The organism is Marinobacter maroccanus, from assembly GCF_002933275.1.
Lineage (GTDB): Bacteria > Pseudomonadota > Gammaproteobacteria > Pseudomonadales > Oleiphilaceae > Marinobacter > Marinobacter maroccanus.
In genome coordinates this window covers 64509-79776 of the sequence record NZ_PSSX01000026.1, presented here as the reverse complement: position 1 = coordinate 79776, position 15268 = coordinate 64509, and the positions used below count along the sequence as shown (strand labels likewise).

Here is a 15268-nt window from a genome sequence, read left to right as displayed (position 1 = left end):
AAGCCGTGTCTCCGTTATCGGTTACTGTTTGCCTGCCAGTTCTTTGGCCATTTCTTCCGAGCGCTTGAATGCTGCCTTGTAGGCTTTGGACACCAGATCGCGCATGCCACCTTCCTCAAAGGTGTTGATGGCCTGCTCGGTGGTTCCGCCGGGAGACATCACGTTGCGCTTGAGCTGGCCGGGGTCGTGCTCGCTTCGGGCAGCCATTTCGGCTGCGCCTGCCATGGTCTGGATAGCCAGTTCTCTTGCGGTTCCAGCGGCAATGCCGGCTTCGGTGGCGGCGTCTTCCAGTGCCTCGAGCATCAGGAAGAAATAGGCCGGGCCACTGCCGGAGAGAGCGGTCACACCGTGCAGAAGGTTTTCGTCCTCAACCCAAAGCGCTGAACCGATGCTTTCAAACACCGATTCCACCATTTTCTTCTGTTTGTCTTTCACCTCTTTGTTGGCGAACAGGCCTGCTGCCCCCTTGCCGACGAGGGATGGTGTGTTGGGCATAACCCGGACCATCGGCAATCCGCCGCCCAGCCAGCCGTCGAGTGTGTCGGCTGTCAGCCCGGCGGCGATGGATACCATGAGAGGGCGGGTGTTCTGAACCACTGGCGCAATGTCGCGACAGACATCCGCCATCACCTGGGGTTTCACCGCGAGAACCACCATATCTGCCTGCTGGGCGCAGTAGCGGTTGTCTGTGGTTACGCTCACGCCGAAACGCTTGCGGATCGTTTGCAGGTGCGCGTCATCCGGCGCGCTCACCCAAATGTTGCCGGCCTGATAGCCGTTATCCAGCATACCGCCAATGATGGCGCTGGCCATGTTGCCGGCGCCAATAAAAGAAATGGTTGGTGATGTGCTCAAGGTTAACTCCCCGGTTGATCGTTTAAACGTCCGGCCCTGATCATAGCAGGAACCGGCCGGTTCAGCTCTTTACTGGGCGTTTGCCGAAAAGTGCGGTGCCCACCCGTACCCAGGTGGCGCCTTCCGCAATAGCAATTTCCAGGTCGCCGGACATGCCCATGGACAGCGTATCGAGCGGGCCGGCATCGGGATGATCTGCCTTCAGTTGCTTCAGGGTATTGGCCAGCTTTCTAAAACTGGCTCTTAACCCTGCTTCGGGCTGATCCGGATCCGGAATGGCCATCAGCCCTCTCAGGCTGAGGTTTGGCAGTTCGCCGATTTCGGCCACCATTTCCGGCAACTCCCCGAGAGTGCTGCCGGATTTGCTCTCTTCTTCATTAATATTAACCTGAAGGCAGATATTCAATGGTGGCAGCCCCGGGTCCCGCTGTTCGCTTAGCCGGCGGGCAATCTTGAGGCGGTCGACGCTGTGCACCCAGGCGAAGGCAGAGGCTATCTGCCGGGTTTTGTTGGACTGGATCGGACCGATGAAATGCCAGTCCAGGCCATCAAGATCAGACAGCGCCTCAATCTTTTCCAGCGCTTCCTGAAGGTAGTTCTCACCGAAGGCACGCTGCCCGGCGGCGAAGGCTTCCCGCAGGTCTCCGGGTGGGCGGGTCTTACTCACGGCGAGCAGATGCACAGCTCCCGGCTCCCGCCCGGCCTGCAATGTTGCTTTTTGTATGCGTCGGGTTACGCTCCCGATGTTGTCTGCTATGCTGCTCATAGTGTGAAATTGCCACGCTCGGTCTGTCACTTGTAAGGTGACACGTTACCCGCAGGTCACTGAAATGCCAAGTGAACCGCGCCGGGGCCCCGCCGGGCGGAAGCTACCGGGATAAAAGAAAAAGCCTTCCGAGGATTCCTATGGATATTACTGAACTGCTTGCCTTTTCGGCGAAACAGGGTGCGTCTGACTTGCACCTCTCTGCCGGTCTGCCCCCGATGATTCGTGTTGATGGTGATGTACGCCGCATCAACCTGCCGCCCATGGAGCACAAAGAAGTCCACGGGCTGATCTACGACATCATGAACGACAAGCAGCGCAAGGACTACGAGGAATTCCTGGAAACCGACTTCTCTTTTGAAGTTCCGGGTGTCGCCCGTTTCCGTGTCAACGCCTTTAACCAGAACCGTGGCGCCGGTGCCGTTTTCCGGACCATCCCCTCCAAGGTTCTGACCATGGAAGACCTGGGCATGGGCCAGGTGTTCAAGGATGTGTCTTCAGTGCCCCGAGGACTGGTGCTGGTGACCGGCCCGACTGGCTCCGGTAAGTCCACCACGCTGGCGGCGATGATCGATTACATCAACGACACCCGCTACGAACACGTTCTTACCATTGAAGACCCCATCGAATTCGTACATGACTCAAAGAAATGTCTGGTTAACCAGCGGGAAGACCCCGACATCATCCTGGTTGGTGAGCTCCGGGACCTGGAAACCATCCGCCTCGCGCTGACAGCCGCCGAGACAGGTCACCTGGTCTTCGGGACCCTGCATACCACCTCCGCCGCCAAGACCATTGACCGGGTTGTTGACGTGTTCCCGGCGGAAGAAAAGTCCATGGTGCGGTCGATGCTGTCGGAATCCCTGCAGGCAGTTATTTCCCAGACCCTGATGAAAAAAATGGGGGGCGGCCGGATTGCGGCTCACGAGATCATGATCGGTACGTCTGCGATCCGGAACCTGATCCGGGAAGACAAGATTGCCCAGATGTACTCATCAATCCAGACCGGTGGCTCCCTGGGCATGCAAACGCTGGATCAGTGCCTTGAGCGGCTTTTGCAGAAAGGGCTTATTTCCCGCGAAGCTGCGCGGGCCAAGGCCAAGATGCCTGACAACTTTTAATCTGGTTTGCTCCTGAAGCTGCATTGTCGGTGCCAGGAGCAAAGGGGAATCAGTCAGACTCCCCGAATAGAGTTTGACGGGTGGGGCGGGTACAGCTTCCCGGGACTGTCTGCAGCATGGATGCTGCAGTCAAGCTTACATGGACGTATTTACAGCGTGTCCCGGGAGGCTGTACTAGCCCCGCCCAGGCACCAAACGATGAAGGCTGGGTACAAAAAATGGAATTCGAAAAACTGTTACGGCTGATGGTGGAAAAAGGCGGTTCAGACCTGTTTATTACAGCGGGTGTGCCACCGAGCATGAAGGTGAACGGGAAAGTGCTCCCGGTGACCAAGAACGCGTTGACGCCGGAGCAGACCAGGGAGTTTGTCTACGGCTCGATGAATGACAAGCAGCGCGCCGAGTTTGAGGAGACCCACGAGTGTAATTTTGCGATCAGTGCCCGGGGCATTGGCCGGTTCCGGGTGTCCGCATTCTTCCAGCGTAACCTGTGTGGCATGGTGCTGCGTCGGATCGAGGTAAAGATCCCGCAAATCGACGATCTTTCGTTGCCGGAAGTGATCAAGGAACTGGCCATGACCAAGCGTGGCCTGATCATGTTCGTGGGCGCCACCGGTACCGGTAAGTCGACGTCGCTGGCGGCGATGCTGGGGCACCGGAACCGCAACAGCCGCGGCCATATCATTTCCATTGAAGACCCGATCGAATTCGTACACCAGCACCAGGGCTGTATCGTTACCCAGCGTGAGGTGGGTATCGACACCGAGAGCTTCGAAGTGGCGCTGAAGAACACGCTGCGTCAGGCGCCCGATGTGATCCTGATCGGTGAGGTGCGCACCCGGCAGACCATGGAATATTCCGTGCAATTCGCCGAAACCGGTCACCTGTGTCTGGCCACCCTGCACGCTAACAACGCCAACCAGGCGCTGGACCGGATTATCCAGTTCTTCCCTCCGGAACAGCATAACCAGATCTGGATGGACCTCTCCCTGAACCTCAAGGCCATCGTGGCCCAGCAGCTGGTGCCAACGCCGGACGGCAAGGGCCGTAAAGCGGTTATCGAGGTGCTGATCAATACCCCGCTGGTGTCGGACCTGATCCGGAAGGGCGAGGTGCATCGGCTGAAAGAGCTGATGTCCAAATCCAACGAATCCGGCATGCAGACCTTTGACCAGGCGCTCTATCAATTGTACGCAGAAGGCTCCATCACGTATGAAGATGCTCTGGCCCATGCCGACTCTGCCAACGACTTGCGCCTGATGATCAAGCTTGGTGCCGACGCCCAGGGGGCGGATAAGCTTTCTTCCTCTGTGGACAAGCTTTCAATTCAGGACGACTGATACGAACTGCAATGATTAGACTTTAGTTGTAGAAAGTTAGGCTCCTGAACCGTTAGGGATGGCATTTGAGGCCAGTAAGGGGTGGTGCGTATACTCCGCGCGATTCAATAAGGAGATACCATGCACCACCGATCTTCAATGCTTGCACGAGCTGTCCGTTTTACTACTCTCGCGGCGTTCGCCGCACCTGTCAGCACGCTGGCAGGCGGTTTTTCCCTCAATGAGCAGAGCGCCAGTGCCATGGGCACCGCCAATGCCGGCGCCGCTGCCAACCCCGAGAATGCCACCACCGTTCTGTTCAACCCTGCCGGGATGAGCCAGCTGTCTGGCACCAATATTTCCTTCGGTGCGGCGGTTCTGGATATTGATGCCGAGGCCAAGGCAGGAACAGTGCGCGCGACAGACACCCTGGGACGCCCGGTAAGTGGTAGCTCGGGTGGTGATATTGCCGATCCAGCTGTTCTTCCCAATATATATCTCACTCACGAAATCAATGATTCGATAGACGTGGGGTTCGGGATTCATGCGCCCTACGGTCTGGCAGCCGACTACGACGATGATTTTGCTGGTCGTTATTTTGCGGATGAGACTGAGCTGACTGTCATTTCTTTCTCTCCGGCTGTCTCGGTCAGTAATGGTCAAGGCCTGTCCATGGGGGCTGGTATCAACATCATGTATGCCGAAGGGCGCCTGACCAAGTTCCAGGATTATTCGGGTATATACGGTCGTTGGCAGCAAGGATACGCTAGCCTTGACTCAGCACTGGGGCCTGCGTCTCCTGAAGATTTCGGGGTGCCCGTGCCTTCAGAGTTTGATGAAGGATATGCAGACATTGAAGGTGACGATGTCGCGGTAAATTTTCGAATTGGCTTTCTGTACGAGCTGTCTGATAGAACCCAGTTTGGTCTTACGGCCCAGACAGGTACGGAGTTTGAGCTAGATGGTGAGGCGGAAATATCCAAATTCCCCGAAACGACAGCTGTTGACCTTTCTGCGATCGGTCAGGGAGTTCAGGCTTTTCCGACGGGTGCCCAAGACGGTGTCAGCGAAGCTGTCCGAGTACCGCTGGCGATACCTGAGAGCATCACGGTTGGAGCGCGACATAAGTTGACGCCGGAAGTGACTATTCTGGCTGGTGCCACGTACGCAAAGTGGAGCCGCTTTGAAGAGCTCGATATTATCAGCCGTGAGGGTGGCTCAGGCCCTGTATCTGGTGTGACAGGTGACGAGGTGATTACTCACATCACAGAAAAATGGAAAAATACCTGGCAGTTCAATGTTGGTGGTATCTGGCAAGCTACGCCTGAATGGGCATTCAAGGCTGGCTACGCCTGGGATGAATCGCCAGTGGACAATTTCCTTACTGCACGAATTCCATCAAGTGACCGTCACTGGTTGACACTGGGCTCTCAATGGAAAAGTGCCGATAGTGGTTGGACGATTGACGCCGCTATCGGAACGCTTCTGTTCACAGATGATCCACAAGTGGATGAGCTTGTCTATTTGCATGAAGCACCCACGCAACAGGATCCGTCCTCAGGCGCATCAAACTACAAAGGGGAGTACGACCTCAGCGCCTGGAGTGCGTCCATCGAGGTAAGCAAGTCCTTCTAATCGCTTGCCAATCCGGTTGGCCAAGCGCAAGGCTGGTCAGCCAACCACCTGGCCACGGTAGATGACCTTTTTCTTCCGTGGCGGGTCAATTTCCCCTTCCTCGTGGTCCTGCACTGATGCCGTCGGTGCATCCGCAATCACCTGTCCTCGATAGTTGCGCTTGAAGCCGTCGTCTTCTTCCTCCGGTTCGATATTCAGCTGTGGAACCTGCTCCTTCAGGGTCTCCCAGACACGAGTCAGCTGACTGGAGCGGGTTTTTCGCGCGTAGTCAGCCAGTTGTTTTTCCAGATGCTCTTCCGTGAGGTGCAGTTTGACGCCAAATTCCGTGTGAATCAGGCGGCGGCACTGGTGAACCAGTTTCAGCACGCTGGGGTCCAGCAGCCAGCTACGTTCAGATGCCAGAGAAGTCATGGTATGAGCCTCGGAGATGGATGTCACAACATGGCGCTGCCCGGAGTGCGTGGTGGGGCAGGCGCCGACTCTGATTATGTAGCGAATATCGTGCCGTGACGGTGTTATTTCGCCGGCAGGGCGTGCTGGTGGCCTGCCGTGGAACCACGGGGCGTGAAGGTAGGCTCGGCGGCCGATGTTGCGGTCGATTACGGTGCGTTTTCGGGCGTCCCTGCCCTTTTCTGGGTCGAATCAGTGCGCCTCGTCCCAGTTGTCGCCGGCGCCGGCTTCCACCAGCAGGGGAACATCCAGCTCCGCTGCTGCTGACATGCGCTTTTCCAGTCCTGATAGGACCTTGTCGAGAGCCGATTCCTTCACTTCCAGGATCAGTTCATCGTGAACCTGCATGGTCATGCGGGCTTCATCGGCGTGTTCCTTCAGCAGCCAATTCTCAACGTCCACCATGGCTCGTTTGATGATGTCGGCGGCGGTACCCTGCATTGGCGCGTTGATCGCGGTGCGCTCGGCAGCCTGCTGCAGCTGTTTGTTGCGGGCGTTGATTTCCGGCAGGTAAAGGCGACGGCCGAACAGGGTTTCAACGAAACCATCGTCGTGGGCCTGTTTGCGGATGTTGTCCATGTACTTCAGAACGCCGGGGTAGCGCTCGAAATAACGGTCGATATATTGCTGGGCGAGTTTGGGCTCAACGTCCAGTTGTCGGGACAGGCCAAAGGCAGACATGCCGTAGATCAGGCCGAAGTTGATGGCCTTGGCGCTACGGCGCTGGTCTGAAGATACCGCCTCCAGGCTGACGCCGAAGACTTCCGATGCCGTTGCCTTGTGGATGTCTTCACCCTTTTCAAAGGCTTTCAGCAGTCCTTTGTCCCCGGAGAGGTGGGCCATGATCCGCAGCTCAATCTGGGAGTAGTCGGCAGCCACCAGCTTGTAACCCTCGGGGGCGATAAAGGCTTGCCTTATACGGCGTCCCTGCTCGCTGCGAATGGGGATATTCTGGAGATTGGGCTCGGAAGACGACAGTCGACCGGTAGCGGTGACGGCCTGATGGTAGGAGGTGTGTACGCGGCCGGTGCGGTGGTGAATCAGCTCCGGCAGGGTGTCGGTGTATGTGGACTTCAGTTTGCTCAGGCTGCGGTGTTCAAGAATCAGGCGCGGCAGTTCGTGTTCGTGGGCCAGCTCCTGCAGTACCGGTTCCGCCGTTGATGGCGCGCCCTTGGGGGTTTTCTTCACCACCGGCAGGCCCATCTTGTCGTAGAAGATCGCCTGCAGCTGCTTGGTGGAACCCAGGTTGAAGGTCTCGCCGGCCACGTCGTGGGCTTCTTTTTCCAGTTCTGCCATGCGCTCTGCCAGTTCCTGGCTGTGCTGTCGCAGAGTGCTGGCGCTGATCAGGGTGCCGCGCTGCTCCATGCGCGACAGTACCGGCACCAGAGGCAAATCGATGTCTTCGTAGACAGAGGCCAGTTTCCCGGTTTCTTTCAGTTTTGGCCTGAGGGCCTGATGCAGGCGCAGGGTAATGTCGGCATCCTCGGCGGCATAGGGCCCAGCTTTTTCCAGTTCGATCTGGTTAAAGGTGAGCTGTTTCGCGCCTTTGCCGGCAATGGATTCGAAGCTGATGGTCTTCTCGCCCAGATAATACATGGCGAGGCTGTCCATATCATGCCGGGTCGCGACAGAATTCAGAACGTAGGACTCCAGCATGGTGTCCTCGGCAATGCCCTCCAGGGTAATGCCGTGATTGGCCAGCACATTCTTGTCGTATTTCAGGTTCTGTCCGACCTTTGCCAGACCGGGATCCTCCAGTAGCGGCTTGAGCTGATCCAGGACCTGGTCACGATCCAGCTGCTCGGGGGCGCCCATGTAGTCGTGTCCCAACGGGACATAGGCCGCCTCGCCCGGTTCGATGGCGAAGGACACACCGACGATCTCTGCGCTCATGTACCGGAGGCTGGTGGTTTCGGTATCGAAGGCAAACAGCTCGGCTGATTTCAGGCGTTCCACCCATTGATCCAGGTCTTTCTGATCGGTGATGACTTTGTAGTCTTTCTTGCCGGTTCCGGGACTGGGTTTTTCATCGCTGGACTGAGCCTTGCCGGAGGATGAGGTGTCACCTTCTTCCAGTTCGGCAATCCAGGTGCGGAACTCATATTCCTTGAACAGCTCAAGCAGCTGCTGGTCATCCTGCTCCCGAAGCTTCAGGTCTTCCAGGCCAAAATCCAGTTCCACGTCAGTGCGGATGGTGGCCAGCTCGCGACTCAGGGGCAGGGTTTCGGTGGCGTCGCGCAGGTATTCCCCGATCTTGCCTTTGATTTCATCGGCATGCTCAATAACATTGTCCAGGTTTTCATAGCTCTGCAGCCATTTTACCGCAGTTTTCGGGCCGCACTTGTTCACCCCGGGGATGTTGTCCACCTTGTCGCCCACCAGGGCCAGGTAATCCACAATCTGCTCCGGGGTGACACCGAATTTTTCCACCACGCCGTCCCGATCCATCCGGGTCTCGGTCATGGTGTTGATCAGGGTAACGTGATCGCTGACCAGCTGCGCCATATCCTTGTCACCGGTGGAAACCACTACATCGATGCCTTTGCTGGTCGCCTCGTTGGCGAGGGTGCCGATCACATCGTCGGCCTCGACGCCTGTCACCGTCAGCAGCGGCAGTCCCATGGCCTTGACGATCTCGTGGATGGGCCCGATCTGACAGGCCAGATCCTCCGGCATCGGTGGCCGGTTAGCCTTGTACTCTTCATACAGATCATGCCGGAAGGTTTTACCCTTGGCGTCGAAGACCACCACCATCTTGGATCCGGGAAAATCCTGCTCCAGGCGCCGAATCATACTGATGACGCCTTTGATAGCTCCGGTAGGGTGGTCCTTGCTGGTGGTCAGTGGCGGAAGTGCATGATAAGCGCGGAAAAGATAGGACGATCCGTCCACAAGAACCACGGGAGGTGTGTTTTTGCTGGTCATGTCAAAACAGGTCCGGAATCTGATTGAAGCGTGGGTTGGCTTGTGCAACTCTGTACTGAAATCGATGGACGAAAGGGTATCACGAAAATGAAACGAATCGCCTGCCCGGCTTTGTTGCTCGCCTGTCTGCCTCTGGTTGCCCTGGCACAGGAGCAAGGCGCCCTGGATGAGACTCCGGTTGCAACGCCCAAGGAGCCGGTGGTGATCTCTGATTACCAGCCCGCGAGCGAGGGCCCGGAAATTGTTATCCGCCCCGGTGAGAAGGAAGTGTTCTACGAATACCGGGTTAATGGCCAGCTCATGGAAATCAAGGTCGTGCCTGAGGTCGGCCCGGAGTATTACCTGGTGCCGGCAGATGGTGGCGGCTGGATCCGGGAAACCGAGTCCGACATGTTGGTGCCCAGCTGGGTGATTTTCCGCTGGTAACGCCCATTTGCATTGACGCCTGCTTTTAGTATGAACATTCTAATTTTAGGGCGTAACTTGGATCCTGAGATTAAAGAAAGGCCCTCGTTGCACTGGTTTCGACGGGGTCTTGGAACCTTCAGGAAACCAAGGAGATTCATCATGGGTAAACTCAAGTCTTATCAGGAACAGCTTCAGGAAATCGTGGACAAGGGTATCAACGCCGCTGAAGAGCAGCAGAAGAAGCTGGCTTCCAAGCCGTTCGATTACGCCGAGAAGCTCGAGTCTGAAGCACGCGAATACAGCGTGAAGACCCTGCGCAAGCGTTACAACGGCTACAGCGACAGCCTGTTCGAGCAGCTGCGCAGCCTGAACAGCCGTTTCGGTAACTTCGCTGGTGACCTGGTCGCCAAGCTGGAAAAAGAAGCGGCAGAAGGCGCTGATGCAGTAGCAGAAGCCGCGGAAGACGTGTCTGACGCTGCGCAGGATGCGAAGAAATCTGTTGAGCCGAAGAAGCCGGCTGCACGCAAGACCACTGCGCGCAAGACCACTTCTACCGCCAAGAAGACCACTGCTTCCGCTTGAATCGCGGATAGCGTCTCACCGATAGGTGAGTGAAACGAAGAGGCCGCCGGGTAAAACCGGCGGCCTTTTTATTATGCAGGGGAGCTCCAGCGAACGATCAGTTTTCCGTTTCTGTGTGATCAAACGGTACGGTCCGCGCCTCGCCGGTGACCTCTTCCAGGCGCTCTATGTCGGCCTCGAAGGCCTTGCGCAGTTCTTCGATTTCCTGGGTTTGTGAGGTGATTTCCCGCTCAATATCCCGTATCTGGGATTCCAGTCGCCGGATTTTTTCAAGTGTGGCCTCGGGGATCTCTCGACCGCCCCGCTCCATGTCGGCGGCACGGCTCTGTTCGTTATCCAGTTGGCTGGATATGACTGAGATGTTGCCCCGCTTGAGCTGTATCAGGCCCTCAAGCTCCCGGATTTTCCGGTGCATGGCTTTTACTGCCTGATCCGGGTGGCTGAAGCGCTTCAGCAGAGCGCGGTCCTTCTCGCGCTGTTCAGCGAGTTCCTTCTGCCGCTGTTTTTCCGCTTCCCGGGCGGCAATCTCCTCTTCGGTTGGCGCCGGAGGGATAGTCTCTATCACGCGGCCATTGTTGCTCAGTATGTCATAGCCACGTTTGGTAGCTTCCTGGGGAATGGTGCTACTGATTACTATCTGGCCGTTCTCATCCGTGTAACGGTACATATTGGCCGCCACCTGGGCAGAAAAGCCCAGAGCCAGCGCCAATGCCGTTGCTTTGACAGAAAGTGCGGTCAGACGATTCGCCATCAATCAGACTCCGTAACGATCCCGATAACTGGCTACCTTTTCGGCATGCCCGGCAAACTCCGGGTTGGCTTTAAGGTAGTCCAGCACCTGTTCAAGACGAATGATGCTTACCACAGGGATTCCGAATTCCTTCTCCACTTCCTGGATAGCGGACAGTTCTCCGTTGCCTTTTTCCTGACGATCCAGCGCGATAAGTACGCCTGCCGGTTCGGCCCCGGCGGCCCGGATGATGTCGATGGATTCCCGGATCGCGGTACCGGCGGTGATCACATCATCCACAATCAGTACTTTGCCCTGCAACGGTGCGCCAACAATGTTGCCGCCCTCACCATGATCTTTCTTTTCCTTGCGATTAAACGCAAAGGGTTTGCTGTTACCGTCTGTAGCCAACGCCATTGCTGTGACAGTGGCCAACGGAATGCCCTTATAGGCAGGGCCGAAAATAATGTCATAATCCAGCCCGCTGCGTGCGATCGCGGCGGCATAGGCCTTGCTTAATTGAAGCAGGTCGTCCCCGGTATTGAACAGGCCAGCGTTAAAGAAGTAGGGGCTGGTTCGGCCCGACTTGAGCGTGAACTCACCAAAGCGTAGTACATTTCGGCGGATGGCAAATTCGATAAATTTCTGCTGATAGTCGTGCATGACAAGGCTTCTGGCGGGTGTTGATCTTTAATTAGCGCGTAAAAACGGTATCATACACACAAACCGAATCAGGGAACACGTATGCGGGTAGTATCAATCAGCGTCAATGGCCTCGCCCAGGCTGTTGAAAAAGGCTTTTTCGACTGGCTGGCGGAGCAGGACGCTGACGTGGTCTGTGTCCAGGATCATCGCATGCGGGCCTACGAGATTGAGGACTACAACCTGATTCCGGAAGGTTACGAAGCCTATTTCATTGATGGCGAGAAAAACGAGGATGGCGGTGTTGGTATCTACACCCGTCATTTCCCGAAAGCCATCATGTACGGGTTTGCCAATGAGCAGGCGGATCGCGAAGGACGGTTTATTCAGGCCGATTTTGACAAGGTTTCGGTTGCCTGCGTGCTGGCCCCCTGTGCCCTCGGTCGCGAAGAAGAACTGATCGGTGAGGACGACCTCACGGTGCTGGACCACAAGGACGACTTTATGGAGTCCTTCGGTCTGCACATGCAGAAAACGCTGCGCAAGCGCCGGCAGTTCATTTTCTGTGCCAACCTCCAGACTGCACACCACGTAACCGACGCCAGTCCCCTGTACCACAAGCTGGACTTCTCCGGTTTCCTGCCCCACGAGCGCGCCTGGCTGGATCGTCTGTTCGATGAAATGGGCTGTATCGACGGCTTCCGCGAAATTAACAAGCAGAGCCACCAGTTTACCTGGTGGCCGGAGCAAGCTGAAGGGTCCCGCAAGAATGCCGGCATCCGGGTGGACTACCATCTACTGACACCGGGAATCCGGAAGACCATCGAAGATGGCTGGATCGACGATTCAACCCGTTTCTCCGATCACGCCCCGGTGATCATGGATTACGACATCGAAATCGGCTTTTAAGTCTGGGGGAAGACGCCTGTGTGGCAATGCTTCCCCAGACACGCTACGAGCACCCCTGCGGGGTCCAGCCTGCAATCTCAGATTGCAGTCGTTCGCCTGTCGCATGAAGCTGCGCTTCATAGGCGCTCGGCCTCACCCATGTGCGCTTGTTTCGGGCCGTCCCTGGCCCTCAACAGTCTGGGGAAGCATCGCCACACAGGCGCCCCGGACTTTGGGGTGGGCTGAACAGGCCGTAGGTCGGATTAGGCGTAAGCCGTAATCCGACACTGTGCACCGGAAAGGTTTCCTCCTCCGGACGCGCGGGCGACAAGCTTAATTAGCCAGCGCCGCCTTCTGAATCTCAAACAACTGCTCAATACCCTGTTTGGCCAGAGTCAGCATGCTGTCCAGTTCTGACTGGTCGAACGGCGCACCCTCTGCCGTTCCCTGGATTTCAATGAAGCCACCCTGATCGGTCATGATCACGTTCATGTCGGTTTCGGCTTCTGAATCCTCCGGGTAGTCCAGGTCCACCACCGGCGTGCCCTTATAAACACCGACCGACAGCGCGGCGACCATCTGCTTGAGGGGAGATTTCTGCAGGCGCTTCTCGGCGACCAGATGGTTCAGTGCATCTACCAGGGCCACGCAGCCGCCGGTGATCGCAGCGGTACGGGTGCCGCCATCGGCCTGGATGACGTCGCAATCGATCGTGATGGAGTGTTCGCCGAGGGCGGTCAGATCAACAGCGGCGCGCAGGGAGCGGCCAATCAGGCGCTGGATTTCGACGGTGCGGCCACCCTGTTTGCCGCGGGCGGCTTCCCGGCCCATGCGGCTGCCGGTGGAGCGGGGCAGCATGCCGTATTCGGCGGTGATCCAGCCCTTGCCTTCACCCCTCAGGAATGGGGGAACCTTGTTTTCGACGGAGGCGGTACAAATAACTTTGGTGTCCCCGAATTCCACCAGCACGGAGCCTTCGGCGTGACGGGTGTAGTTGCGGGTGATTCGAACATCTCTGGGTTGCTCGGGCGTTCTGCCGCTTGGACGCATAGTGTTTCCTGAAGTCAGTATTGAATGTCCGGGCGCGTGTCCCGGTCGAACGTTTGTGAAAAAGGTCGGTCAGTGTAACACGATGGGGTTGGGCTTTTGTCCGGTTCGCCGTAGCTGTTAAGAGCCTGTTAAACTCGATTGCTGATCATCAACCATGAGCGGAGCCGACATGATCCGAAGTATGACCGCATTTGCCCGCAAGGACGTCCAGGGAGACTGGGGTACGCTGACCTGTGAAATCCGGACTGTGAATCACCGGTATCTGGAGCCTTCCTTCCGGCTGCCGGATGCGTTCCGGGAGCTGGAGAACCGGTTTCGGGAAGAGCTGAGAAAGCAGCTGAAACGGGGCAAGGTGGATGTTTCCATGCGCCTGCAATCGGCAGAGAAGGGATCTCAGAGCTTCGAGATCAGCGAGGATATGGCCCAGGCGGTGAACGAGGCAGCCAATCATATTAACCGGATGCTGGATAATCCGGCCCACATCAATGCCTTGGATATTCTCCGCTGGCCGGGAGTGTTGTCAGTGCCCGAGCAGGACTACAGTCCTGCCAGGGACGCCGCTGTCGGCCTGTTCGAGCAGACCGTGGCCGAACTCGCTTCGGTACGTGAGCGTGAGGGTGAGCGCCTGCGGCCACTGTTTGAGGATCGTCTCAACACCATGGGCAATCTCGTCGCCGACGTGCGTAAACGTATGCCGGAATTGCTTGAAGCCCAGGAGAAAACGCTTCGGGAGCGATTTGAAAAAGCGAAAGTGGAGCTGGATGCCGAGCGGGTGGCCCAGGAGATGGTTATGCTGGCCCAGAAGAGCGATGTTGCCGAAGAATTGGATCGACTGGACGCCCATATTGGCGAGGTGACCGACACTCTCGAAAGCGACGATGCCATTGGCCGGCGGCTGGACTTCCTGATGCAGGAGCTGAACCGGGAGGCTAATACCCTGAGCAGCAAAAGTATTGATGCTGGCGTCACCCGCATTGCGGTTGACCTGAAGGTGCTGATCGAACAGATGCGGGAGCAGGTGCAGAACCTGGAATAATCCAGGCTTCTGCAGTGGTGGTCAGTTCTGTTTCAGGGTGTCCAGTTCTGTTGGAAGCTCGAACACCATTTTGCGTTTTTTCAGAGGGCAGTCGAATTCGAGGTGAAAGGCTAGAAGCTGTAAGGGCACCCCTGCGGCGCGGCCATACAGGCGATCACCGATGATTGAGTGCCCCAGGCCAGCCAGGTGGCGCCGGATCTGGTGTTTCCGGCCGGTTTCGATGCTGACCTGGACCAGGGAGGTCTGCTCTTCTTCGTTTTTCTCCAGCGTCGACACATGGCTGACCGCCGGTTTTCCCTCAACAGGCGCATCAACGACCTGGTCCTGAGCGTCCATCAAGCCGGTCACTCGAGCCTTGTAGTGTTTGGTCATCGTCCGGCCCGAGAAGCGCTGGGAAAGGGCGCCAGCCGCTTTCGGGTCGTGGGCAATCAGCATCAGCCCGGCGGCATCGGCGTCGAGCCGATGGACCAGGTAGCATGGCCGCTCGAGCCGGACTTCCGCCAGGCGGAGCAGGCTGCAATGGTCACCCCACTGTGAGCCCTGGGCCAGCAGGTTATGAGGCTTGAACCAGATCGTATAGCGTTCCAGATCCTCCAGCAGAACCGGATCCTCCGGTTTTCTCGCCAATACCTTCTCATCGTAATAAAGCTGCAGCCGGATACCCGGCTTGAGTTCCCTGGTAGCGCGGCGTAGCCGAAGGCGCTTGCCCTTGTGAGTCCACCAGCAGGCGCCCTTTGCCATGGCATCCTTGATTTTCTGGCGGGAGAGTTCTGGCGACGCCTCGCTCAGGGCGTCTATGGCTTTGCTGGCTTGCTTCAGGGTGATATCAATGGTGGTTCGCATGGAATCTTGCAGTCACTG

The 15268-nt window shown here is 57.2% G+C and carries 15 protein-coding genes; 7 read left to right on the top strand and 8 right to left on the bottom strand.

Annotated features, from left to right (window positions below; genetic code table 11):
• Nucleotides 1-21: 21 nt before the first annotated feature.
• Both proC and KEHDKFFH_RS19030 read right to left on the bottom strand, forming a co-directional pair.
• On the bottom strand, nt 22-855 hold the full coding sequence (gene proC, locus KEHDKFFH_RS19035; RefSeq protein WP_104323363.1) for a pyrroline-5-carboxylate reductase: 834 nt from the start codon (nt 853-855) through the stop codon (nt 22-24).
• 61 nt (nt 856-916) lie between these two features.
• Nucleotides 917-1621: a YggS family pyridoxal phosphate-dependent enzyme gene (locus KEHDKFFH_RS19030; protein ID WP_104323362.1), complete on the bottom strand. Its 705-nt coding sequence runs from the start codon at nt 1619-1621 to the stop codon at nt 917-919.
• A gap of 140 nt (nt 1622-1761) precedes the next feature.
• Between KEHDKFFH_RS19030 and KEHDKFFH_RS19025 the strand changes: the two genes are divergently transcribed.
• The 3 genes from KEHDKFFH_RS19025 (at nt 1762) to KEHDKFFH_RS19015 (ending at nt 5696) form a co-directional block, all read left to right on the top strand.
• Nucleotides 1762-2742 (top strand): type IV pilus twitching motility protein PilT, encoded by a 981-nt coding sequence (locus KEHDKFFH_RS19025; RefSeq protein WP_104323361.1) that lies wholly within the window; start codon nt 1762-1764, stop codon nt 2740-2742.
• 218 nt (nt 2743-2960) lie between these two features.
• Complete coding sequence (locus tag KEHDKFFH_RS19020; protein WP_104323360.1) at nt 2961-4082, top strand: PilT/PilU family type 4a pilus ATPase; 1122 nt, start codon at nt 2961-2963, stop codon at nt 4080-4082.
• Between the two features lie 120 nt (nt 4083-4202).
• On the top strand, nt 4203-5696 hold the full coding sequence (locus KEHDKFFH_RS19015) for an OmpP1/FadL family transporter (protein WP_104323359.1): 1494 nt from the start codon (nt 4203-4205) through the stop codon (nt 5694-5696).
• A gap of 36 nt (nt 5697-5732) precedes the next feature.
• On the opposite strand, the gene KEHDKFFH_RS19010 is transcribed toward KEHDKFFH_RS19015, so the two are convergent.
• Nucleotides 5733-6107 carry a hypothetical protein gene (locus KEHDKFFH_RS19010; RefSeq protein ID WP_104323358.1) on the bottom strand — a complete coding sequence of 125 codons (375 nt, stop codon included), beginning with the start codon at nt 6105-6107 and terminating at the stop codon, nt 5733-5735.
• Between the two features lie 231 nt (nt 6108-6338).
• A complete protein-coding gene (gene polA, locus KEHDKFFH_RS19005) occupies nt 6339-9071 on the bottom strand; it encodes a DNA polymerase I (RefSeq protein ID WP_104323357.1) in 2733 nt (910 codons plus the stop codon).
• An 87-nt stretch (nt 9072-9158) separates the two neighbouring features.
• Between polA and KEHDKFFH_RS19000 the strand changes: the two genes are divergently transcribed.
• Both KEHDKFFH_RS19000 and KEHDKFFH_RS18995 read left to right on the top strand, forming a co-directional pair.
• On the top strand, nt 9159-9497 hold the full coding sequence (locus tag KEHDKFFH_RS19000) for a DUF2782 domain-containing protein (protein WP_104323356.1): 339 nt from the start codon (nt 9159-9161) through the stop codon (nt 9495-9497).
• A gap of 141 nt (nt 9498-9638) precedes the next feature.
• Nucleotides 9639-10061: a hypothetical protein gene (locus KEHDKFFH_RS18995; RefSeq protein WP_104323355.1), complete on the top strand. Its 423-nt coding sequence runs from the start codon at nt 9639-9641 to the stop codon at nt 10059-10061.
• 97 nt (nt 10062-10158) lie between these two features.
• Here the strand turns inward: KEHDKFFH_RS18995 and KEHDKFFH_RS18990 are convergent, their stop codons facing one another.
• Together KEHDKFFH_RS18990 and pyrE are read right to left on the bottom strand one after the other, a co-directional pair.
• Nucleotides 10159-10812 carry a DUF4124 domain-containing protein gene (locus tag KEHDKFFH_RS18990; protein WP_104323354.1) on the bottom strand — a complete coding sequence of 218 codons (654 nt, stop codon included), beginning with the start codon at nt 10810-10812 and terminating at the stop codon, nt 10159-10161.
• A gap of 3 nt (nt 10813-10815) precedes the next feature.
• Nucleotides 10816-11454 (bottom strand): orotate phosphoribosyltransferase, encoded by a 639-nt coding sequence (pyrE, locus tag KEHDKFFH_RS18985; RefSeq protein WP_008174208.1) that lies wholly within the window; start codon nt 11452-11454, stop codon nt 10816-10818.
• Nucleotides 11455-11535: 81 nt separating this feature from the next.
• Here pyrE and KEHDKFFH_RS18980 point away from each other — a divergent pair, with 81 nt between their 5' ends.
• Nucleotides 11536-12342 carry an exodeoxyribonuclease III gene (locus tag KEHDKFFH_RS18980; protein WP_104323353.1) on the top strand — a complete coding sequence of 269 codons (807 nt, stop codon included), beginning with the start codon at nt 11536-11538 and terminating at the stop codon, nt 12340-12342.
• Nucleotides 12343-12654: 312 nt separating this feature from the next.
• On the opposite strand, the gene rph is transcribed toward KEHDKFFH_RS18980, so the two are convergent.
• The gene (gene rph, locus KEHDKFFH_RS18975) at nt 12655-13371 is read right to left on the bottom strand and encodes a ribonuclease PH (RefSeq protein WP_104323352.1); all 717 of its coding nucleotides are present in this window, start codon (nt 13369-13371) and stop codon (nt 12655-12657) included.
• 169 nt (nt 13372-13540) lie between these two features.
• On the opposite strand from rph, the gene KEHDKFFH_RS18970 reads away from it, so the two are divergent.
• Nucleotides 13541-14407 carry a YicC/YloC family endoribonuclease gene (locus tag KEHDKFFH_RS18970; RefSeq protein ID WP_104323351.1) on the top strand — a complete coding sequence of 289 codons (867 nt, stop codon included), beginning with the start codon at nt 13541-13543 and terminating at the stop codon, nt 14405-14407.
• A gap of 21 nt (nt 14408-14428) precedes the next feature.
• Here KEHDKFFH_RS18970 and KEHDKFFH_RS18965 read toward each other — a convergent pair whose 3' ends face one another.
• Complete coding sequence (locus tag KEHDKFFH_RS18965) at nt 14429-15250, bottom strand: RluA family pseudouridine synthase (RefSeq protein WP_104323350.1); 822 nt, start codon at nt 15248-15250, stop codon at nt 14429-14431.
• Between the last annotated feature and the right edge of the window lie 18 nt (nt 15251-15268).

What these genes read in the sequence shown, in the direction of transcription:
- polA (WP_104323357.1), bottom strand. Translation starts at nt 9,071, where the DNA reads ATGACCAGCAAAAACACACCTCCCGTGGTTCTTGTGGACGGATCGTCC.
- KEHDKFFH_RS18995 (WP_104323355.1), top strand. Translation starts at nt 9,639, where the DNA reads ATGGGTAAACTCAAGTCTTATCAGGAACAGCTTCAGGAAATCGTGGAC.
- KEHDKFFH_RS19025 (WP_104323361.1), top strand. Translation starts at nt 1,762, where the DNA reads ATGGATATTACTGAACTGCTTGCCTTTTCGGCGAAACAGGGTGCGTCT.
- KEHDKFFH_RS18990 (WP_104323354.1), bottom strand. Translation starts at nt 10,812, where the DNA reads ATGGCGAATCGTCTGACCGCACTTTCTGTCAAAGCAACGGCATTGGCG.
- KEHDKFFH_RS18965 (WP_104323350.1), bottom strand. Translation starts at nt 15,250, where the DNA reads ATGCGAACCACCATTGATATCACCCTGAAGCAAGCCAGCAAAGCCATA.
- KEHDKFFH_RS18980 (WP_104323353.1), top strand. Translation starts at nt 11,536, where the DNA reads ATGCGGGTAGTATCAATCAGCGTCAATGGCCTCGCCCAGGCTGTTGAA.
- KEHDKFFH_RS18970 (WP_104323351.1), top strand. Translation starts at nt 13,541, where the DNA reads ATGATCCGAAGTATGACCGCATTTGCCCGCAAGGACGTCCAGGGAGAC.
- rph (WP_104323352.1), bottom strand. Translation starts at nt 13,371, where the DNA reads ATGCGTCCAAGCGGCAGAACGCCCGAGCAACCCAGAGATGTTCGAATC.
- KEHDKFFH_RS19015 (WP_104323359.1), top strand. Translation starts at nt 4,203, where the DNA reads ATGCACCACCGATCTTCAATGCTTGCACGAGCTGTCCGTTTTACTACT.
- KEHDKFFH_RS19000 (WP_104323356.1), top strand. Translation starts at nt 9,159, where the DNA reads ATGAAACGAATCGCCTGCCCGGCTTTGTTGCTCGCCTGTCTGCCTCTG.
- KEHDKFFH_RS19020 (WP_104323360.1), top strand. Translation starts at nt 2,961, where the DNA reads ATGGAATTCGAAAAACTGTTACGGCTGATGGTGGAAAAAGGCGGTTCA.
- KEHDKFFH_RS19030 (WP_104323362.1), bottom strand. Translation starts at nt 1,621, where the DNA reads ATGAGCAGCATAGCAGACAACATCGGGAGCGTAACCCGACGCATACAA.
- pyrE (WP_008174208.1), bottom strand. Translation starts at nt 11,454, where the DNA reads ATGCACGACTATCAGCAGAAATTTATCGAATTTGCCATCCGCCGAAAT.
- KEHDKFFH_RS19010 (WP_104323358.1), bottom strand. Translation starts at nt 6,107, where the DNA reads ATGACTTCTCTGGCATCTGAACGTAGCTGGCTGCTGGACCCCAGCGTG.